The following is a 22,307-nucleotide window of genomic DNA, read 5'->3' on the forward strand; positions in this document are numbered from 1 at the left end:
AGTTTTTTCGAGACAAAGTCTCGGCTCAATGAATTCTGATTGCTTATCTCACTGAAGTGAAACAAGTCTTTTGTACATATTGCTATGAACATTCATCGTTGCATTGAGTTTAAATTTTTTGATTGCCTACGTTCCGAAGAACAAGAAGACAATTTCGAATAACTCAATACCTGTGAATGTCCACACAGATTTCTTGTTTTGATTGTTAAAGAGCGTTGATGCCTTATTTCGTGCACCGCCGTTAGACGCTAGGTCGTTGGCTTGGGAGGCGTATTTTACGCTTTCCCGTGTTGGCGTCAAGTGTTTTTTCAAACTTTCTTTCGCTGCTGAATACAATGTTTTTAAGCACTTAATTCAACCTAACTCGGTGACCGCTTTCGCTGTTTGCCGTGTCAGTGGATGCGCATTATAGGCACCATGAGATTTAGTGCAACCCCTTTTTTAAGCAATTTGTCATTTAATTTTTATACCTCGCTTAACACCATAGTAGGCACACGATACCCACAGCTTTATCCACAAACATGAAGATAATAACGCATCTATGCTTATCGAGTTTTCGAATTACATTTTAATGCTGTACAGATATTAGATCCCTTTTATGCATGGAAACGTAAACCTACCAAGAAGATCTCAATTCCGCTAAACAAAGAAAAATGCTAATAAGAAGATCCGCTTATTAGCCGTTGCGATGTTTTTTGCAAATTAATAATCTCTCAGAAGTCGCCAGACGCTTAGATTGCAGCCGCCGAAGTGTGAATGATTGGGTAATTGATATCACTTGTCTTAATAAGCTGTGCACCCCTCCCCGGATATCGAAAGCCTGTTACCCTGGAATGTTAAAATAAGTATTTTTACCCTGACACTTACTAATAAAAAACAGGCAAAGCCGATGTAACATTGAACCTTATCGGCAAACTTTACGGTATAGAGCAACAAATCAAAGCTAAATCTGCTGATGAGAAATATGTGATACGCCAGCAAAAATCCAAAATTATCATAAATGAACTTCATCAATGGCTATTACAGCATCAAGATAAAATCCCCCCGGAAATGGCATTGGATAAAGCCATCCTTTATGCGCTGAATCAATTTGAAAAGTTCAGGCGTTAGTTATACCATTTCCATTAATTATGTGACCAATCAGAGTCGCTCAGACTGTTCAGTTTGAGGCGCATTGTTGAAATAATGGTTATTCCCTTCTAAGGCAATGCAACAAAGAAATGGACTGTCTGAGCGACTCCTGCAAGGCAGGTTTCTGTGCCTTCTATGCTGCTTAATAGGATTTTGACGTACGACTGCATGGATGCAGGAGGTAGAGCAACGCAGGAGCAGTTGCCGAGAGCAACTATGCCTACAATCCTATTACTTGCCTAGAAGGCACAGAATTACCGCTGAATGACCAGATAATTAGTGGAATTGGTATTAGATGATGGCCGATAGAGTATTGACAACAACCGAGCTGAGCGGGCAATAAAACCCTTTGTAATAGGTCGCAAGGCATGGCTATTTTCAAATACACTGCGTGGTGCACGTGCCAGCACAATACTTTACAGTGTCATCGAAACGGCGAAGGCCAACGACCTAGTCGTATATACGTATATCGCTGATTGCCTGCAAGGCTTGGCGGATAACCCAAGTGACATTGAGTCTTTACTACCGTGGAATATCAAACAGAGGTAAATGGCTAAGTGTCTTTGCCTAGACGCTTACGAATAAAGCGTGATGATGTAGCGCTCTTTGGCAAGGTTGTTTTTTGCTGGTTCTCAGCCTGTAAAGCACGTTGTTTATAATAAGTGGTAATCGAGACATTATGATGTTGGCAGAATTCAATATTAGTGCCTTTGAAATTGTTGCGCTGCTGAAGTAGTTCTAACCACTGTGCCGCTGTTCTGTATGTTTTCATCACCTGCTCCTAATTTATCATTGAGCAGGTATTTTCAAATAGGCAGATTAACGATGCGAGGTGTGGTTTGCTAGACGGTTACGACGGTTACATTCAAAGCTCAAATTCCAGACGTAAAAAAGCCCGTTGCGTTAACAACGGGCTTTTTTACTGATTAAGCGTCTGGAAATGACCTACTCTCACATGGGGAGACCCCACACTACCATCGGCGATACTGTGTTTCACTTCTGAGTTCGGAATGGGATCAGGTGGAATCACAGCTCTATGGTTTCCAGACAAATTTTGTTTCTAGGACACTTCACTAGATAATTAATGGTGCTGATACCCAGAATCGAACTGGGGACCTCATCCTTACCAAGGATGCGCTCTACCGACTGAGCCATATCAGCAAACTCTGTACTTATTGAGCTTATTAGGCGTCTGGAAATGACCTACTCTCACATGGGGAGACCCCACACTACCATCGGCGATACTGTGTTTCACTTCTGAGTTCGGAATGGGATCAGGTGGGACTCACAGCTCTATGGTTTCCAGACAAATTTGTTTATTTAACGCCTTGGCATTAAATAATAATTCGGAAAGCTAATTTTATTGAGTATTCTCACACTATTTAAGCGCTCTATTCTAATACTAAGTATCAGTAAAACCCATCTGGGTTGTATGGTTAAGCCTCACGGGTCATTAGTACAAGTTAGCTCAACGCCTCACAACGCTTACACACCTTGCCTATCAACGTAGTAGTCTCCTACGGCCTTTAGAGAGCTTAAAGCTCTAGGGATGACTCATCTTAGGGCTCGCTTCCCGCTTAGATGCTTTCAGCGGTTATCGATCCCGAACGTAGCTACCGGGCAATGCTATTGGCATAACAACCCGAACACCAGCGGTTCGTCCACTCCGGTCCTCTCGTACTAGGAGCAGCCCCCTTCAATCATCCAACGCCCACGGCAGATAGGGACCGAACTGTCTCACGACGTTCTGAACCCAGCTCGCGTACCACTTTAAATGGCGAACAGCCATACCCTTGGGACCGACTTCAGCCCCAGGATGTGATGAGCCGACATCGAGGTGCCAAACACCGCCGTCGATATGAACTCTTGGGCGGTATCAGCCTGTTATCCCCGGAGTACCTTTTATCCGTTGAGCGATGGCTCTTCCATTCAGAACCACCGGATCACTATGACCTACTTTCGTACCTGCTCGACGTGTATGTCTCGCAGTTAAGCTGGCTTATGCCATTGCACTAACCGTACGATGTCCGACCGTACTTAGCCAACCTTCGTGCTCCTCCGTTACTCTTTGGGAGGAGACCGCCCCAGTCAAACTACCCACCAGGCACTGTCCCGAACCCCGATAAGGGGCCGCGGTTAGAACATCAAAACTACAAGGGTGGTATTTCAAGATTGACTCCACACAAACTAGCGTTCATGCTTCAAAGTCTCCCACCTATCCTACACATGTAGGTTCAATGTTCAGTGCCAAGCTATAGTAAAGGTTCACGGGGTCTTTCCGTCTAGCCGCGGGTATACGGCATCTTCACCGCAATTTCAACTTCACTGAGTCTCGGCTGGAGACAGCGTGGCCATCATTACGCCATTCGTGCAGGTCGGAACTTACCCGACAAGGAATTTCGCTACCTTAGGACCGTTATAGTTACGGCCGCCGTTTACCGGGGCTTCGATCATGAGCTTCTCCTTACGGATAACCCAATCAATTAACCTTCCGGCACCGGGCAGGCGTCATACCGTATACGTCATCTTGCGATTTTGCACAGTACTGTGTTTTTGATAAACAGTTGCAGCCACCTGGTATCTGCGACTCCCAACAGCTTAGAGAGCAAGTCTCATCACCGTCAGGAGCGTACCTTCTCCCGAAGTTACGGTACCATTTTGCCTAGTTCCTTCAGCCGAGTTCTCTCAAGCGCCTTGGTATTCTCTACCCGACCACCTGTGTCGGTTTGGGGTACGATTTCTACTAACCTGAAGCTTAGAAGATTTTCCTGGAAGCATGGCATCAACTACTTCATCACCTTAGTGACTCGTCATCAGCTCTCGGCCTTAAGATTTCCCGGATTTGCCTAAGAAATCAGCCTACCACCTTAAACGCGGACTACCAACGCCGCGCTAGCCTAGCCTTCTCCGTCTCTCCATCGCAGTTAGCAAAAGTACAGAAATATTAATCTGTTTCCCATCGATTACGCCTTTCGGCCTCACCTTAGGGGTCGACTCACCCTGCCCCGATTAACGTTGGACAGGAACCCTTGGTCTTTCGGCGAGGGAGTTTTTCACTCCCTTTATCGTTACTCATGTCAGCATTCGCACTTCTGATACGTCCAGTGTGGGTTACCCCTTCACCTTCAACCGCTTACAGAACGCTCCTCTACCGCGCATCTCTAATGAAATGCACCCGTAGCTTCGGTGGTATGTTTAGCCCCGTTACATCTTCCGCGCAGGCCGACTCGACTAGTGAGCTATTACGCTTTCTTTAAATGATGGCTGCTTCTAAGCCAACATCCTAGCTGTCTAAGCCTTCCCACATCGTTTCCCACTTAACATACACTTTGGGACCTTAGCTGACGGTCTGGGTTGTTTCCCTTTTGACGACGGACGTTAGCACCCGCCGTCTGTCTCCCGTATAGCACTCATTGGTATTCGGAGTTTGCAAAGGGTTGGTAAGTCGGGATGACCCCCTAGCCTTAACAGTGCTCTACCCCCAATGGTGTTCGTACGAGGCGCTACCTAAATAGCTTTCGAGGAGAACCAGATATCTCCCGGTTTGATTGGCCTTTCACCCCCAGCCACAAGTCATCCGCTCATTTTTCAACATAAGTCGGTTCGATCCTCCAGTTGATGTTACTCAACCTTCAACCTGCCCATGGCTAGATCACCGGGTTTCGGGTCTACACCTTGCAACTAAACGCGCAGTTAACACTCGGTTTCCCTACGGCTCCGCTATTCGCTTAACCTCGCTACAAAATGTAAGTCGCTGACCCATTATACAAAAGGTACGCAGTCACGGTCTCAAGAACCGCTCCCACTGCTTGTACGTATACGGTTTCAGGTTCTATTTCACTCCCCTCACAGGGGTTCTTTTCGCCTTTCCCTCACGGTACTGGTTCACTATCGGTCAGTCAGGAGTATTTAGCCTTGGAGGATGATTCCCCCATATTCAAACAGGATGTCACGTGTCCCGCCTTACTCGTTTTCATCAATGGTTAGTTTTCGTGTACGGGGCTATCACCCTGTGCCGCTGTGCTTTCCAACACATTCCACTAACACCCCACTGACTTAAGGGCTAATCCCCGTTCGCTCGCCGCTACTAGGGGAATCTCGGTTGATTTCTTTTCCTCCGGGTACTTAGATGTTTCAGTTCCCCGGGTTTGCCTCTACACACTATGTATTCATGTGCAGATACTCACTTATGTGAGTGGGTTTCCCCATTCGGACATCGTTAGCTCAAATGCTTGTTACTAGCTCGCCAACGCTTTTCGCAAGTTACTACGTCCTTCATCGCCTCTGACTGCCAAGGCATCCACCGTATACGCTTGGTCACTTAACCATACAACCCAAATGAGTTTCACACCCTTGAATTAACAAGAGAAGAGCTCTGGGTCATATCATGACCAGCTGGTTTTTACTTGATAGTTCACATACGCTTTCGCGTTGCAAACTCGCCTTAGTTTTTAGAATATTCAAGACACTTAAACAGTGTTTTGAGAACTCAAGTGTTAATGCTTTCGCATTAACGTTTTTCGCACTAACCTAATCACACAAACAACAACGAATCGTCATTTATGCGCCTTTTAGTTAGTACTATCAGCTTTCCAAATTGTTAAAGAGCGGGCTTAAAAAAGCCAAAGATAAAATTTCGTTTATCTTTGGCATCTCTAACCTATGCATGTATTTATCATTATGATAAATCTAAATGGTGGAGCAATGTGAGTGCGATCGAACCGCTTTTATAGCGTCTTGATCAAACTAATTGAACCAACAAGTAAATGGTGGAGCTATGCGGGATCGAACCGCAGACCTCCTGCGTGCAAGGCAGGCGCTCTCCCAGCTGAGCTATAGCCCCATTTACATGCAGTTGAGAATTTACGTTTACCTTCAATGAAGGTGTATTACCAAATCTTGTTAAATCAAGGCGAGGAGAACGACGTTTAGCTTGCTAAACGAGTTATCCGACAACGCAGAGTTAACGAGATTTTGGTGGGTCAGAGTGGACTTGAACCACCGACCTCACCCTTATCAGGGGTGCGCTCTAACCAGCTGAGCTACAGACCCATTTATACTTGTTTCTTCACTCAATCACTGCGTTGCTTTTCATTGTTCAGTCGTCGTGTAGTGTACTACACATCCTTCTTCACGCTTCAAGCGCCTTGTGCTAGAGCGAATTAACGTCGTCTAAACAGACACGTAATTTCTCTTTCTTTCTATCAAGTAATCTGTGTGAACACTCAAGCACACGGATGTGCTGTGTGCAATAAACGCACGGATGCAGTTTATTGTCACCAAGTATCGAGCTAGTCGTATAGGTAAGGAGGTGATCCAGCCCCAGGTTCCCCTAGGGCTACCTTGTTACGACTTCACCCCAGTCATGAACCACAAAGTGGTGAGCGTTCTCCCTAAGGTTAAACTACCCACTTCTTTTGCAGCCCACTCCCATGGTGTGACGGGCGGTGTGTACAAGGCCTCGGGAACGTATTCACCGTAGCATTCTGATCTACGATTACTAGCGATTCCGACTTCATGGAGTCGAGTTGCAGACTCCAATCCGGACTACGACGTACTTTGTGAGATTAGCTCCACCTCGCGGCTTTGCAACCCTCTGTATACGCCATTGTAGCACGTGTGTAGCCCTACTCGTAAGGCCATGATGACTTGACGTCGTCCCCACCTTCCTCCGGTTTATCACCGGCAGTCTCCCTAGAGTTCCCACCATTACGTGCTGGCAAATAAGGATAGGGGTTGCGCTCGTTGCGGGACTTAACCCAACATTTCACAACACGAGCTGACGACAGCCATGCAGCACCTGTCTTAGAGTTCCCGAAGGCACACCAGAATCTCTTCCGGCTTCTCTAGATGTCAAGAGTAGGTAAGGTTCTTCGCGTTGCATCGAATTAAACCACATGCTCCACCGCTTGTGCGGCCCCCGTCAATTCATTTGAGTTTTAACCTTGCGGCCGTACTCCCCAGGCGGTCTACTTAATGCGTTAGCTTGAGAGCCCAGTGCTCAAGGCACTAAACTCCGAGTAGACATCGTTTACGGCGTGGACTACCAGGGTATCTAATCCTGTTTGCTCCCCACGCTTTCGTGCATGAGCGTCAGTCTTTGTCCAGGGGCCGCCTTCGCCACCGGTATTCCTCCAGATCTCTACGCATTTCACCGCTACACCTGGAATTCTACCCCCTCTACAAGACTCTAGTTCGCCAGTTCCAAATGCAATTCCCAGGTTGAGCCCGGGGATTTCACATCTGGCTTAACAAACCGCCTGCGCACGCTTTACGCCCAGTAATTCCGATTAACGCTCTGACCCTCCGTATTACCGCGGCTGCTGGCACGGAGTTAGCCGGTCCTTCTTCTGTAAGTAACGTCACAGCTAACGAGTATTAATCGTTAACCTTTCCTCCTTACTGAAAGTGCTTTACAACCCGAAGGCCTTCTTCACACACGCGGCATGGCTGCATCAGGGTTTCCCCCATTGTGCAATATTCCCCACTGCTGCCTCCCGTAGGAGTCTGGGCCGTGTCTCAGTCCCAGTGTGGCTGATCATCCTCTCAGAACAGCTAGGGATCGTCGCCTTGGTGAGCCATTACCTCACCAACTAGCTAATCCCACCTAGGTTCATCCAATCGCGAAAGCCACTGAAGGTCCCCTCCTTTCCCCCGTAGGGCGTATGCGGTATTAGCAGTCGTTTCCAACTGTTATCCCCCTCGACTGGGCAGATCCCTAGGCATTACTCACCCGTCCGCCGCTCGTCAGCAAAGTAAGCAAGCTTACTTTCTGTTACCGCTCGACTTGCATGTGTTAGGCCTGCCGCCAGCGTTCAATCTGAGCCATGATCAAACTCTTCAATTAAAGTTTTTCGTTCGACTATGTCGAACGGCTCAATGAATTCTACTGTCATAATTCGCTTCGCTCATAAGAGCTTACGAATTACTCACTACATTGCTATAGTGTCATATTACTATGAACATTCTCATCATTGAGTTTAAATTTTTTGATTGCCTACGTTCCGAAGAACAAGAAGACAATTTCGAATAACTCAACACCTGTGAATGTCCACACAGATTACTTGATAAATTGTTAAAGAGCGTTGACCGTTTCAGTAGGTCAGGGGTGCGTATTTTACGCATTCCCTTTATGGCGTCAAGTGTTTTTTCAAACTTCTTTTTGCCGTTATCTCTGCTACCTCAGTAGCTTGATAACACTCACCGGTTTTTGCTTTCGCTGTCTGCCGTGTCAGTGGATGCGCATTATAGGCAGCTTAAGATTTAGTGCAAGCGCTTTTGCGCAAAAAAATGATCTTTTTACGTTCTTTTATGCCTTTGGCCACTTAACTACACGATACGCACTATTTACCCCCAAAGTTATCCACAATGTCTTTATTTTGTAGGTATTTTGTCGACGTTAGAAACAATAAAGGCAGCGTGTATACGCTGCCTTTATTCACAATGAATTTGATAAATTAACTGAGTTTACCGTGGCATTGTTTGTACTTTAGACCGGAACCACATGGGCATGGATCATTACGGCCAATTTTTTCACCATCACGAACAACTGTTTTTGGTGCTTCTGGTGCTGGCTCTTCTGCTCCACCAGTCAGTGATTCAGCAGCTGCGTGTTGATAAGCATGTTGAATTTTAGCTTCTTCTTCACGACGGCGTTGTTCCATTTCGTCGACATCTGATTGTGCTTGTACTTGCACTTTCGACAATACGCTAATGACATCATTTTTTAATGTCTCTAACATTTGTTGGAATAACTCAAATGACTCACGCTTATATTCTTGCTTTGGATTCTTTTGCGCGTAACCACGGAGGTGGATACCTTGACGTAAATGATCCATCGCCGCGAGATGCTCTTTCCATAGGCCGTCAAGCGTTTGAAGCATGACAGCTTTCTCAAATTGGCGTAGCACCTGTGTGCCAACCATTTGCTCTTTAGCTTGGTAAGCTTGGGTCCAGGTATCAACAATACGTTCGCGTAATGTTTCTTCGTGAAGGTCTTCTTCTTTATCTAACCATTCTTGGATGGTGAGTTTAAGATTAAACTCATTTGATAAACGTTGCTCTAAACCTGGAACATCCCACAACTCTTCTAATGATTGTGGTGGAATATATTGATCGATAACACCAGCGATAACATCTTGTTCAATGTTTTTAATGGTATCTTCAATGCTTTCTGCATCCATTAGTTCATTGCGTTGAGCGTAGACGACTTGACGTTGGTCATTAGCCACGTCGTCATATTCTAAAAGTTGTTTACGAATATCAAAGTTACGTGCTTCTACTTTACGTTGAGCATTTTCGATAGCACGCGACACCCATGGATGTTCGATAGCTTCACCTTCTTCCATACCCAACTTTTTCATCATGCCCGATACACGGTCTGATGCGAAGATACGCATTAAGCTATCTTCCATAGATAAGTAGAAACGTGAAGAACCCGCATCACCTTGACGACCAGCACGACCACGTAACTGATTATCGATACGACGAGATTCGTGACGCTCTGTGCCTAGGATGTGTAAACCACCGGCGGCAAGTACTTCATCATGACGGATTTTCCAATCAGCTTTAATCTTAGCTTTTTGCTCAGCCGTAGGATTGTCTAATGCTTCAATTTCCATGTTCCAGTTACCGCCTAATACGATATCTGTACCACGACCAGCCATGTTAGTTGCAATAGTTACTGCACCTAAACTACCGGCTTGAGCAACAATTTCAGCTTCTTTTTCATGGAATTTTGCATTCAATACGCTATGTGGAATTTTAGCCTTTTTCAATAATCCATTAAGCAATTCTGATTGCTCAATTGACACGGTACCAACCAATACTGGTTGACCGCGTTCACGACAACTTTCAATATCTTTAATAATGGCTGCGTATTTTTCAGCGGCGGTCAGATAGACTAAGTCAGCCATATCATTACGAACCATTGGACGGTTTGTTGGAAGTACTACCGTATCTAAACCGTAGATGTGTTGGAATTCGAATGCTTCAGTATCTGCTGTACCTGTCATACCCGCTAGTTTTTCATACTGGCGGAAGTAATTCTGGAAAGTAATCGAGGCGAGTGTTTGGTTTTCATTTTGAATTTTAACACCCTCTTTCGCTTCTACAGCTTGGTGTAATCCTTCAGACCAACGACGACCAGGCATTGTACGACCTGTATGTTCATCAACAATGATGACTTCATCGTCTTGTACAATATAGTCGACATCTTTTTCAAATAAGGTGTGTGCACGTAATGCAGCATTAACATGATGGAGTAATGAAATGTTAGTCGCTGAATACAGTGAATCGCCTTCGGCAAGCATGCCTTTTTCGATTAGCAATAATTCGACTTTTTCTTGGCCACGCTCAGTTAAATGAACCTGTTTACCTTTCTCATCGATGCTGTAGTCGCCATCACCAATTTCGTCTTCGGTGTCTTCTTTATCTTGGCGAATTAAGCTTGGGATTAACAAGTTAATTTTAGTGTAAAGCTCAGAGCTATCTTCAGCTGCGCCAGAAATAATTAATGGTGTACGCGCTTCATCGATTAAGATTGAATCGACTTCGTCAATTAGTGCGTAGTGCAGTGGACGTTGTACACGTTCTTGCGGTGAAAAAGCCATGTTATCGCGTAGATAATCAAAGCCAAATTCGTTATTAGTACCGTAGGTGATATCGGCATTGTAAGCTTCTTTCTTTTCAAACTGACCTAGTCCGGCTACGTTAATACCTACCGTTAGACCTAAGAACTCAAATAATGGGCGGTTGTTTTCGGCATCACGACGGGCTAAGTAGTCGTTGACGGTAATGATGTGTACACCCTTACCTGTTAAACCATTAAGGTATGCTGGTAATGTTGCGGTTAAGGTTTTACCTTCACCGGTTCTCATTTCAGCAATGCGGTTACTGTCTAATACCATACCACCAAGCAGCTGGACGTCGAAGTGACGCATTTCAAATACACGCTTTGACGCTTCACGAACGACAGCAAAGGCTTCTGCCATGATGTCATCAAGGGTTTCACCGCCGTCAAGGCGCTTGCGAAACTCTTCTGTTTTAGCTTTCAATTCGTCATTAGATAACTTTTCATAATCGGCTTCTAATGCATTAATTTGCTTTACAATTTTTCCGAGACTTTTCAGGGTACGGTCGTTGCGACTTCCGAATACTTTTGTCAGTAGTTTGCCTAACATCTTAATCACTTATCTGTTGTAGGTTTGGCTCATTTGAGCGCATTAACCGTTAATATTATTAACTTGCTTTGCGGTAAACGTACTTTTGTGGATCGATTTGCTGTTTACCGCGCAACACTTCGTAATGCACATGGGGCCGTTGACCGGCCTGTGCTTCCCATACTGGCAATTTTATCGCCTTTGGCAACGACGTCACCTACGTTTACTGACAGAGATTTATTATGACCATAACGAGTGCGAAGACCATTTCCATGATCGATTTCGACTAACTCACCATATCCAAACATGCTTCCTGACCATGTTACTACACCTGCTGCAGTTGCAATAACATCTGCCCCTTCTTTACCCGCGAAATCAATACCTTTATGCATTGTTCGGCGGCCATTAAAAGGGTCATTTCGTAAACCATAGGGCGAAGATAACCAACCTTTGTTGATTGGTCGCCCTGATATATAACGCTCTTCATCTATATGGAGATTAGATGCCACTGTTTCAAGTAGTGATAGCTGAACATTATTATTATCAATTCTGAATGCCAGCTTATTCATTTCATCCATAAGCTGACCTAATTCAACACCATTACCTATTTCGCTTAAGCCACCGATGCCTACTTCTGCAGAGAAGTCGAATTGATCATCAAGAAGGTTGTTTTGCGCAACTTGTTGGCCAAGGGCTTCAAGTCGGGTAATTTTGGCTTGCATTTTCGCCACATGAGCAACAAGAGTTGCCAATTGGGTTTCGGTGGCATTTTTGAGTTCTAACACTTGTTGCTTTTGCTGTTGACGTAGTTGTTTGTTTTCGTCAACTTTAGCCTGTTGGCTAGCAAATCGCTCTGTGTTGTATTGATATATTCCTGTGCCTGTGGCCATCAGAATAATAGGTAAGAGTAACCAACGCTTGCTAGGTTGCCAACGTGTTACGCCATTTCGACCTTGGATAAAAACTGTTACACTCATAGCCTAATTCAGCCATCTTATTATCATATGAAAAAGCCCCCTCAAGATCTCAGCAATTTAGTTCATGTGTCAGGGCGACTACCTGAACTTGCCGAGAAAGCAGAACTATTAAATAGTCTGAATCAATATGTAAAACAGACATTAACGGGTTATGTGGCTGAGCAGCTTAAAGTTGCCAATCTCCGCCAGGGTGTTCTTGTAATTGAAACTACATCTGCAGCATGGGCTGCGAGAATTAATTTCCAAAAGCAGAAGCTATTGCAACAGCTTCAAGTTGACACGCTTCCGATGCTTACCGCTATTGAGGTAAAAGTCAATCCTGGACTTGCCTTAGCGAGACCAAAACCCACAACTAATCAAAATGCAATCAGTTCTACTGCGGCACAACATATTGAAGCATTAGCGGAGCATGTCGATGGTACGCTAGGTGAAAAACTAAAACGGCTGGCTGCATTAGCCAGCCGTAATAGGCAATCTTAACGGTTAAGCGTGCGCCAGCGCACCTGGAACCATGAAGCTGACGGGAACATCAGCCTCTTTGTCAAAGCTTACAAGTTCCCATGCATCTTGCTGGGCAAGTAACGCTCTCACAAGTTGGTTGTTAAGTGCGTGACCGGTTTTGAATGCCGTAAACTCGCCAACAATGGCATGACCTGCAACGTACAAGTCACCAAATGCGTCGAGAATTTTATGCTTAACGAATTCGTCTTCATAACGCAGACCATCAGGGTTTAATACACGATATTCGTCAAGTACAACGGCATTTTCCATGCTGCCACCTAGTGCAAGGTTATTTGCACGTAAGTATTCAATATCACGCATAAAACCAAATGTTCTGGCACGACTAATGTCTTTTACAAACGCTGAAGTCGAAAAATCCATAATCATGTGTTGTTGACTACGGGCAATTTCAGGGTGAGCAAAGTCAATTTTAAAATTAACTCTAAAACCTTTGAAAGGCGTTAACTCTGCCCATTTATCACCATCTTCAACACGCACAGGCTTAGTGATTTTAAGGTATTTTTTCGGTGCCGCTTGTTCTTTAATCCCTGCGCTTTGCAGTAAGAAAACAAACGGGCTTGCACTGCCATCCATAATCGGGATTTCTGGTGCATCGACTTCGATAATTGCATTATCGATACCTAAGCCGGCAAGTGCTGCAAACAAATGCTCAATCGTTGAAATTCTAATACCAGCATCATTGACTAAGGCTGTACACATGGTTGTTTCACGCACCATATCCGCCTTGGCTGGGATCGACACAGCAGGGCTAAGATCGGTACGTTTTAGTACAATCCCTGTATTTACTGGTGCGGGCATAATGCATAGAGTCACTTTATTGCCAGAATGCAATCCGACTCCAGTGCTCTTCACCATTTTTTGAACAGTTCTTTGAAAAATCATTCAGTAACCCGTAAATATCAATATTAAACAAATAGTTGCAAAAATAGCCTAAGACTATCATGCAGATCTGGTATGACATGCTATCATAAGTTTGGATTTTCACAAAAAAATCACGCACTCAGTAGTAAAATCGTGAACCGACCTACAAAATAATCTTTTTCACAACAGCGTACTCATTAATCACGCAAAACATCACGTTTTATCCGAGTTTTAGTCAGCCTGCTTACGCAAGAATGCTGGAATATCAAGATAGTCAGCATCTGGGCGTTGAGTAGGTTGTGGCTGTGGTACTGCATTGCCTTTTGGCGCCGCTGTATAGCTAGTTTGAGGAGCAACCTCTTCAACTGGTTCTGGGCGAGGCTCAATGGCAACTGGCTCTGGACGCGCAACTGGCTTAGCAACTAATTGAATGTCTGGTTTTTTCTCTGCGCCAATACCGGTAGCAACAACAGTTACGCGTAACTCTTCGCTCATTTCAGGATCGATTACCGCACCCACAACCACTGTCGCGTTGTCTGATGCGTAAGCTTTAACATGGTTACCCACGGTTTCAAGCTCTTCGATACTGATATCCATACCGGCAGTGATGTTAACTAACACGCCACGCGCACCTGCTAAATCAATATCTTCAAGTAACGGGCTGGCAACAGCTGCTTCTGCGGCTTCTTCTGCACGGTCGTCACCTGTTGCCACACCGGTACCCATCATGGCATTACCCATTTCTGACATCACGGTTTTAACGTCGGCGAAATCGACGTTAATTAAGCCTGGGCGAGTAATTAGCTCAGCAATACCTTGAACTGCACCAAGAAGTACGTTGTTAGCAGCAGCAAATGCATCAAGTAATGATGTGCCACGGCCAAGTACTTTAAGCAGCTTTTCATTGGGGATCGTAATTAACGAATCCACATGTTTAGCTAGCTCTGCAATCCCTAGCTCAGCGTAAGCCATACGCTTTTTGCCTTCAAATGGGAACGGCTTGGTCACAACGGCAACGGTTAAGATGCCTTCTTCGCGTGCGATTTCTGCAACAACAGGCGCGGCACCTGTACCTGTTCCACCGCCCATACCGGCTGCGATAAAGATCATGTCAGATCCTTTAATCGCTGCGCGGATGTTTTCGCGATCTTCTTCAGCAGCTTGGCGACCCACATCTGGGTTTGCACCAGCCCCAAGGCCTTTAGTGACATCACGACCAAGCTGGATTGTTGAACCCGCGCTTGATTTACGTAATGCTTGGGCATCTGTATTTGTGACGATAAATTCAACACCTTCGATGCTGTGTTTTACCATATGTTCGACGGCGTTTCCGCCACCACCACCGACGCCGATGACCTTAATCACCGCTTCGTCTGAATGAGTGTCCATGATCTCAAACATTGTCTGATCTCCGTATGTCTGCGTTATTAAAATTCACCCTTAAACCAACTTTTGACCCGATTCAAAAAGCTGGTAACCCCTTGACGCTCAGGTCGCTCAAACTGACGTTCGATAACTCGCCTTGCGCCATAATGAAGCAAGCCTATTCCTGTTGAGTAAATAGGTTGATCCACATATTCGTATAACCCTTTTACAGGCAATGGTGATGCCACACGAACTGGCATACCAAATGTTGCCTCGGCAATGTCAACTGCACCTGATATTGAGGACGTGCCTCCGGTGAGTACTATGCCTGCTGCAATTTGGTCTTCTAACCCACTGTCTTGCAGCTGCTTGAGCACAAGCTCAAACAATTCTTGGTATCTTGGCTCGACAACTTCAGCCAATGTATGTCTGGACATGCTGCGCGAAGGACGACCGCCCACTGACGGAACTTCAATACTGTCTTCGCGGCTCACCGTTGAACTTCTTGCGCTGGCAAATTGCACTTTAATCTGCTCGGCATGTGTTAACGGTGTTCTGAATATTTTGGCGATGTCACTGGTGACTTGGTTGCCCGCGACCGGGATAACCGCACAGTGACGTAATGCGCCGTTGGTATATACAGCAATATCGGTTGTTCCACCACCAATATCGACGATACAAACGCCTAAATCTTTCTCGTCATTGGTCAATACAGAATCAGCCGACGCAATACCAGAAAACACTAAGTCGTCAACTTTTAAACCACAACGTTCAACACTTTTAGTGATGTTCTTTGCCATGTCGTTTGCGCAGGTCACGATGTGTGCTTTGGCTTCCATACGCATGCCTGACATGCCGATTGGGCTTTTAATGCCATCTTGCACGTCGATTGAATATTCTTGCGGTAACACATGTAAAATACGGCGCTCTGTTGGTATTTTTACCGAACGTGCCGTGTGAATCACATTGTCGACGTCTTCTTGTGTGACTTCTTCGTCATTAATCGACACCATGCCGTTTTCATTTTGGCAAGCAATGTGTTTACCCGAAATACTTAGGTACACTGACGACACTTGGCAGTCGGCCATTAACTCAGCTTGATCTAATGCGCGCTGTACACTGCGTACAATCGAGTCAAGATCGTTAACACCGCCTTTGTCCATTCCGCGTGAGGGATGGTTACCCAAACCAATGACACTAATCTCACCATCAGGTAATACTTCACCAATGATCACTGCGACCTTGGATGTCCCTATATCTAGCCCCACGATGAGGTTTCTTTCCTGATTCTTGGTCATTTATTGTCGGCTCTCTGTTTTGGATCATCCCAGCCTACTGCAAACCCGGTATCGTATCGTAAATCAACGGTTGCAACTGGTTTATTACTTTGCTTCAAAGTAGGATACACATTAATAAATCGTTGTATCCGTGACATTTTATCTTCTCGTCCTAGTTCAATCTCAATCCCGTTCGCTAATACAGCATGCCAAGCATGACGTGGACTTAATCGTAAATTGACTAAGGTAAAACCATTAATTGTGAGCAAATCATTTAACTGCTGAAAACTGGTTAACACTTCTTGTTCTGTCCCTTCTGGGCCAGATAACATAGGCAAAGTCGCATGCTGTGCATGAGCTAGCGCTTCAAATACTTCACCATTTACATTTAACCAAGCCGTATTATTCCAATGCGCTACGGCTTGTTGTTCTTGCAGTGTGACTTTAAATTTTGCCGGCCATTCGCGTCTTACTGAAGCATGATAAACCCAGGGCAATGCCTCTAATGCTTTTTGTACATCGACAACATCTGCGCTAAAAAAACTATTCTGCATTAACGATTGCAGTGCATTTTTTATTTCGTCATCGGTGGTGAAAACCCGTTCACCTTTAAGCGCTACCGCCTCAATAGGCAGTGCATCTGCGTCATTGAGTAGGTTATGAAGCTGAAAACCACCCCAAGCAATTGTGCCTAGCACACTCAACAAAAACAGTACGCCAGTGCAAAAATACCAATTTACACGAGCTAGGTTATGTTTTAGTTGGCGCCCTTTATCGCTCCACGACACCTTAGTTCCGCCTCTGACGTTGTTCCGGGGTTAGCCCCAAAAGATCGGTCATTATATCGACCAACCCTTACGGATTAAAGCTCGATTTTTAAACGTAACAATTGACGATAAATCAATCATTTCCTTGTTCTTCTTCCTGCACTTTAAAGCCTAGTTCGCTGATTGCTAACTCTTTCGATAATGCTCCGATATTGCCTGCACCCTGGGTTAAAAATAAGTCCCCTTGTTGCAATACATCTGGTAACACGGCAGCGAGTTGGTCTGGACTAGCCACAAAAATGGGGTCTACCTGTCCACGCAAACGAATTGAGCGGCACAAAGCTCGTCCATCGGCACCTGGGATCGGCGCTTCACCTGCTGCATAAACATCAAGTAACAACAAGCTATCGACTTGCGATAACACATCGACAAAGTCTTCATATAAATCACGGGTACGGCTGTAACGATGCGGTTGGTACGCCATGACTAGGCGCTTATCTGGCCAACCAGCTCGCGCCGCTTTAATCGTTGCTAACACTTCACTTGGGTGATGACCATAATCGTCGACCAACATGACATTACCATTAGGAGTAGCAAACTCACCTAAATGCTGGAAGCGACGGCCAATGCCTTCAAACTCAGCTAATGCTTGTACAATTGCTTCGTCGTCAATATCGTCTTCGCTGGCTACAGCAATCGCAGCTAACGCATTGAGTACGTTATGCTGCCCTGGCAAATTAAGCACTATGTCTAAATCATCTTTTGCATGACGTTTAACGGTAAAACTCGACTGATGACCGTTTTGAGCAAAGTTAATCGCTTGTACATCGGCATCATCACTAAAACCATAGGTGACAACTTGGCGGCCAATACGCGGCATGATCTCGCGGATCACTTCATCGTCAATACACATCACGGCGACGCCATAAAACGGTAAGTTATGTAAAAAGTCGACAAAGGTGGTTTTTAACTTTTCAAAGTCACCACCGTAGGTGTCCATGTGATCAGCTTCGATATTAGTGATCACACTGACCATGGGTTGTAAGTGTAAAAAGCTAGCATCACTTTCATCTGCTTCAGCAATCAAGTAACGACTGGTGCCTAAACGAGCGTTGGTACCTGCGCTATTTAACAACCCACCAATAACAAAGGTCGGGTCACGTTCAGCTTGACCATACACACTGGCAATTAAACTAGTCGTCGTGGTTTTACCGTGGGTACCCGCAATAGCAACCCCATGACGATAACGCATAAGTTCTGCCAGCATTTCAGCCCGACGAACAATCGGAATACGCAATTCTTTGGCGGTAATAATTTCAGGGTTTTGCGGGTTAATCGCAGTAGACACGACCACAACATCAACGTTTTCAACACTCTGAGCCTGATGGCCAATAATAATCTTGGCGCCTAAACGCTGCAGACGTTCTGTTACGCTGTTTACTGCAATGTCAGAACCACTAATTTGATAGCCTTCGTTAACTAATACTTCGGCAATACCCCCCATGCCAGCACCACCGATGCCAACAAAATGAATGCGTTTGATCCGTCTCATTTCTGGGATCATGCTACGAAGCTGTGCGTATCTTTCTGTCTTTGTCATTTCAACCCTTTGTTGCCACTAAGGCGCATATATCAGCTACTCGTTGAGTGGCATCTAACACTGCAACGCCTTTGGCTTTACGGCCCATTTGGGCTAGTTCTTGTCTATTTTCAGCAAACAACTGTAATTTCGCTGCGAGGTTGTCTGCATTTAAAATCGTTTGTGGCAATAAAAAGCCTGCGCCAGCGTCAACCAATACCGACGCATTGACGGTTTGATGGTCATCAACAGCATGCGGGTATGGCACCAAAATACTTGGAAGCCCAACCGCTGCGAGTTCAGATACGGTTAATGCGCCAGAACGGCAAACTACCACATCAGTCCAACGGTAAGCCGCTTCCATATCATCAATAAATTCAGCCACATTCACTGTGTCTAACTGCCCTAACTGCTGGTAACTGGCTTTTACGGCAGCGTGATTGTTTTTACCCACCTGATGCCACACAGTAATCGAATGATGTTTACTTAAATGTGCCACAACGGCTGGCATCACATCATTAAGCACTTTGGCTCCTAAACTGCCGCCTACCACTAATATTCTTAACGCATCGACCTGGGCTGTTTTGGTTTGCTCACCTAATGCGATAAGCTCTTGGCGAATAGGGTTTCCCACCACTTCTACATTAGCGACATCACTGCCAAAGGTATTAGGAAATGCACACAACACCTTTTTGGCGATTTTAGACAACAATTTGTTGGTCATTCCTGGTATTGCATTTTGCTCATGCAATACTACAGGCACCCCAGATAACTTACCCGCTACACCGCCAGAGCCGCTGGCAAAGCCGCCCATGCCTAAAATAACATTTGGCTTAAAATCATTAATCACCGCTTTGGCTTGAATAATCGAACGAATGATCTTAAATGGCGCCGCTAATTTACGGATTAACCCATTACCGCAGAACGCCTTTAATGTCAATAAACTCAATATCAAAGCCATGCTGAGGCACTAAACGTGCTTCCATACGATCGGCGGTTCCCAACCAACGTACCTGCCAGCCTTTTTCAGCTAAATGTTTTGCCACAGCCAACGCAGGAAACACATGCCCACCCGTGCCGCCAGCCATCACCAAAATACGTGGAGAACGACTTACATTGCTATTCATTAACTTGTTCTCCCCTGGACAGCTTGCACTAAACTCAACCGGCGCTCGTAATCAATTCTCACCAGTAGCATTACGGCTGCAGTCATGACCCATAAACTACTGCCACCATAACTAATAAAAGGTAATGTTAACCCTTTAGTAGGCAACATACCGATACTGGCACCGACGTTCACCACAGTTTGGAAGCACACCCAAATACCCACACCGTATGCCACATAACTTTCAAATGGACGTTGCATTTTTAAACACAAATTTCCTAGCCTAATGGCACGAATCGCGACAAAAAACAATGCAAGTAACACCATAATGATGCCAACAAAACCAAGCTCTTCACCGATAACCGCAAAAATAAAGTCGGTATGCGCTTCTGGCAAATAAGCTAACTTCTGAATACTGTTGCCTAAACCTTGGCCAAACCAATCTCCACGGCCATACGCCATTAATGATTGGGTTAGCTGATAACCACTACCAAAAGGATCTTCCCATGGATCCATAAACGAGGTGACTCGTCGCATACGGTAAGGTTCAAACAATACCAGCAGTACAAATGTCACTACGCCAAGTAGAATCAGTGCCATAAAGTCGATAATTCTAGCGCCAGCCAAAAACAATAAACTCACGGTACACACAAATAAAACCACCACGGTACCTAAGTCAGGCTGCAACAAAATCAGTAATGCAAACAAACCGTATACACAAATGGGTTTAATAAAGCCTTTACGGTTTTCGCGTAGCTCACCATGGCGCCTAACCAGATACCCTGCCATGTACACAATAAATATAAACTTCGCCATTTCAGCTACTTGGATACGTATCGGATCAACTGACAACCAACGTTTTGCCCCATTAACCGAGGTACCAATAAACAATACTGCAATCAGTAAAACCAGTACCCCGAGCATTAGCATGCCGCTGTTTTTCTCCCAGTAACTGACATCAAACTTCAACACCACAAACGCAATCGCAATACAGCCAATCAAATAAAATATATGGCGATACATAAAATGAAACGGATCGCCGGTTAGCTTAGTAGCCTCTGGCATTGATGCCGACATCACCATCACAAACCCAAAACACATCAATCCAACAATGGCGACTAAAAAACTACGATCATACAGCTGCATTCCTGGTGCGCTGTCATCAGACAGCAATGACGGTAAAGCCCAATTAATGCCTTGCTTAAACAAGCTAAGTTGCTGCTCGTTACTCGCCATCGGCTATCGACTCCACACATTGCTTAAAGTCATCACCACGAGCCATAAAATTTTTATACATGTCTAAACTGGCGCAAGCAGGCGACAACAATACAATGTCTCCTGACGATGCAAGTTCGGCTGCTTTGGCCACTGCTTCAGCCATGTTGCTAACCGTTAGAGAGCCCTCTTTTAACTTGGCAATTTTAGGATCATCACGGCTCAAGGTTATCAGCTGAGTGATATTCTCAAGTGGCGCGGCAAGCGGACTAAAGTCACTGCCTTTACCATCTCCGCCGGCAATTAAATACAAATCACCAAGGTGTGAACTTAACCCCTCAAGCGCGGCAACCGTTGCGCCGACATTGGTCGCTTTAGAGTCATTGATATAAGACACGCCTTGCTTGACACCAACAAGCTCACAACGATGGCTTAAACCCACAAAATGGGTGGCGACATCAACCATCGACTCTTTATCGACACCACAGGCATAGGCTAACGCCATTGCCGCAAGTAAGTTAGCGTGGTTGTGGCTACCAATAAGCGTGACATCATTTAAATTAACGATTTCACTATCACCGTGGAAAATTTTGCCGTCACTTAAGCCCCATGCATCACCTTCTGGAACACCTAAGCAAAAGTGATTTTGGTTCATAGGCTCCAGCGGATAGGTTAACTCGTCATCAAGGTTGTACATCACAAAACGGCTTTGTGGATACAAGCGTAATTTAGCTTCACGGTATGAATTTAAGTCACTGTAACGATCCATATGGTCTTCACTAATGTTTAGACAGGTCGCTGCAATACAATTTAACGAGTGCGTTGTTTCCAGTTGAAAACTCGATAGTTCAAGAACAAAAAATTCAGTGTCTTGGCTTAATAAATCCAGTGCAGGCGTACCAATATTGCCGCCAATGGCCACAGAAATACCGGCTTTTTTCAGCATTTCGTAAACTAGAGTTGTCACGGTTGATTTACCATTAGAGCCGGTAATACCTACAACACAGGGTTTACGGTCGGCAATTTCACGGGCAAATAACTCCACGTCGCCAATGACCTCAATCCCCATATCGAGTGCTGCGCGCACTTCTGGTGTATCTACCGGTACACCAGGGCTAATAATAATCTGGCTCGCTTGTACTAAATAACGGCAATCAAAGCCACCGGCAATTAATTCAATATCGGCAAACTCTTTGGCCAGCGTTTCAGCTCCCGGAGGGTTGCGACGGCTGTCCATGACCAAAGGTTTAATGCCTTTAGTTGCTAAAAAACGCACGACTGAAAGCCCTGTAGCTCCCAAGCCTAAAACAATGTGCGTGTAACGAGTCTGCATAATATCTACCTTAAT

General features: G+C 45.2%; 10 protein-coding genes, 3 tRNA genes, 4 rRNA genes and 4 pseudogenes. 3 read left to right on the forward strand and 18 right to left on the reverse strand.

The window, feature by feature from the left end; all coding sequences use genetic code 11:
- Positions 1-891 precede the first annotated feature (891 nt).
- Both N4T56_RS18130 and N4T56_RS18135 read left to right on the forward strand, forming a co-directional pair.
- Positions 892-1,110, forward strand: a pseudogene (locus N4T56_RS18130) (IS66 family transposase); the annotation flags it as partial.
- Between the two features lie 330 nt (positions 1,111-1,440).
- A pseudogene (locus tag N4T56_RS18135) lies at positions 1,441-1,680 on the forward strand (transposase domain-containing protein); the annotation flags it as partial.
- Positions 1,681-1,684: 4 nt separating this feature from the next.
- Here the strand turns inward: N4T56_RS18135 and N4T56_RS18140 are convergent.
- From N4T56_RS18140 to N4T56_RS18185, 10 genes and pseudogenes are all read right to left on the reverse strand, one after another.
- Entirely contained in the window at positions 1,685-1,903 is a 219-nt protein-coding gene (locus N4T56_RS18140; protein WP_261734214.1) for a hypothetical protein, read from the reverse strand.
- A 160-nt stretch (positions 1,904-2,063) separates the two neighbouring features.
- A 5S ribosomal RNA gene (rrf, locus tag N4T56_RS18145) occupies positions 2,064-2,179 on the reverse strand.
- A gap of 37 nt (positions 2,180-2,216) precedes the next feature.
- Positions 2,217-2,292: transfer RNA gene (locus tag N4T56_RS18150), tRNA-Thr, on the reverse strand.
- A 29-nt stretch (positions 2,293-2,321) separates the two neighbouring features.
- A 5S ribosomal RNA gene (gene rrf, locus N4T56_RS18155) occupies positions 2,322-2,438 on the reverse strand.
- 125 nt (positions 2,439-2,563) lie between these two features.
- Positions 2,564-5,458: ribosomal RNA gene (locus N4T56_RS18160) — 23S ribosomal RNA — on the reverse strand.
- A 440-nt stretch (positions 5,459-5,898) separates the two neighbouring features.
- Positions 5,899-5,974, reverse strand: a tRNA-Ala gene (locus tag N4T56_RS18165).
- 132 nt (positions 5,975-6,106) lie between these two features.
- Positions 6,107-6,183: transfer RNA gene (locus N4T56_RS18170), tRNA-Ile, on the reverse strand.
- A gap of 252 nt (positions 6,184-6,435) precedes the next feature.
- Positions 6,436-7,978, reverse strand: a 16S ribosomal RNA gene (locus tag N4T56_RS18175).
- The 16S, 23S and 5S rRNA genes sit together here with 3 tRNA genes alongside, the layout of an rRNA operon.
- A 610-nt stretch (positions 7,979-8,588) precedes the next feature.
- Complete coding sequence (secA, locus tag N4T56_RS18180) at positions 8,589-11,312, reverse strand: preprotein translocase subunit SecA (RefSeq protein WP_261734215.1); 2,724 nt, start codon at positions 11,310-11,312, stop codon at positions 8,589-8,591.
- 58 nt (positions 11,313-11,370) lie between these two features.
- A pseudogene (locus N4T56_RS18185) lies at positions 11,371-12,268 on the reverse strand (M23 family metallopeptidase).
- 27 nt (positions 12,269-12,295) lie between these two features.
- Here N4T56_RS18185 and N4T56_RS18190 point away from each other — a divergent pair.
- Positions 12,296-12,748, forward strand: coding sequence for a DUF721 domain-containing protein (locus tag N4T56_RS18190; RefSeq protein ID WP_261734216.1), 453 nt, complete (start codon positions 12,296-12,298; stop codon positions 12,746-12,748).
- Positions 12,749-12,751: 3 nt separating this feature from the next.
- Here N4T56_RS18190 and lpxC read toward each other — a convergent pair whose 3' ends face one another.
- The 8 genes and pseudogenes from lpxC to murD all read right to left on the reverse strand — a co-directional run bounded on the left by lpxC (position 12,752) and on the right by murD (position 22,292).
- Positions 12,752-13,672 carry a UDP-3-O-acyl-N-acetylglucosamine deacetylase gene (lpxC, locus tag N4T56_RS18195; RefSeq protein ID WP_261734217.1) on the reverse strand — a complete coding sequence of 307 codons (921 nt, stop codon included), beginning with the start codon at positions 13,670-13,672 and terminating at the stop codon, positions 12,752-12,754.
- Between the two features lie 210 nt (positions 13,673-13,882).
- On the reverse strand, positions 13,883-15,052 hold the full coding sequence (gene ftsZ, locus N4T56_RS18200) for a cell division protein FtsZ (protein ID WP_261734218.1): 1,170 nt from the start codon (positions 15,050-15,052) through the stop codon (positions 13,883-13,885).
- 26 nt (positions 15,053-15,078) lie between these two features.
- A complete protein-coding gene (gene ftsA, locus N4T56_RS18205) occupies positions 15,079-16,314 on the reverse strand; it encodes a cell division protein FtsA (protein WP_101088499.1) in 1,236 nt (411 codons plus the stop codon).
- A complete protein-coding gene (locus N4T56_RS18210; RefSeq protein WP_188919460.1) occupies positions 16,311-17,081 on the reverse strand; it encodes a cell division protein FtsQ/DivIB in 771 nt (256 codons plus the stop codon). Before N4T56_RS18210 ends, ftsA begins: the two co-directional genes overlap by 4 nt.
- Positions 17,082-17,193: 112 nt before the next feature.
- Positions 17,194-18,660, reverse strand: coding sequence for a UDP-N-acetylmuramate--L-alanine ligase (gene murC, locus N4T56_RS18215; RefSeq protein ID WP_261734219.1), 1,467 nt, complete (start codon positions 18,658-18,660; stop codon positions 17,194-17,196).
- 1 nt (position 18,661) lies between these two features.
- Positions 18,662-19,766, reverse strand: a pseudogene (gene murG, locus N4T56_RS18220) (undecaprenyldiphospho-muramoylpentapeptide beta-N-acetylglucosaminyltransferase).
- Positions 19,766-20,980 carry a cell division protein FtsW gene (gene ftsW / locus N4T56_RS18225; RefSeq protein ID WP_261734220.1) on the reverse strand — a complete coding sequence of 405 codons (1,215 nt, stop codon included), beginning with the start codon at positions 20,978-20,980 and terminating at the stop codon, positions 19,766-19,768. Before ftsW ends, murG begins: the two are co-directional and overlap by 1 nt.
- Positions 20,970-22,292: a UDP-N-acetylmuramoyl-L-alanine--D-glutamate ligase gene (gene murD / locus N4T56_RS18230; protein ID WP_261734221.1), complete on the reverse strand. Its 1,323-nt coding sequence runs from the start codon at positions 22,290-22,292 to the stop codon at positions 20,970-20,972. The genes ftsW and murD overlap by 11 nt, the downstream gene beginning before the upstream one ends.
- Positions 22,293-22,307 lie beyond the last annotated feature (15 nt).

Origin of the sequence: Shewanella phaeophyticola, assembly GCF_025398315.1 — a bacterium.
Classification (GTDB): Bacteria; Pseudomonadota; Gammaproteobacteria; order Enterobacterales; family Shewanellaceae; genus Shewanella; species Shewanella phaeophyticola.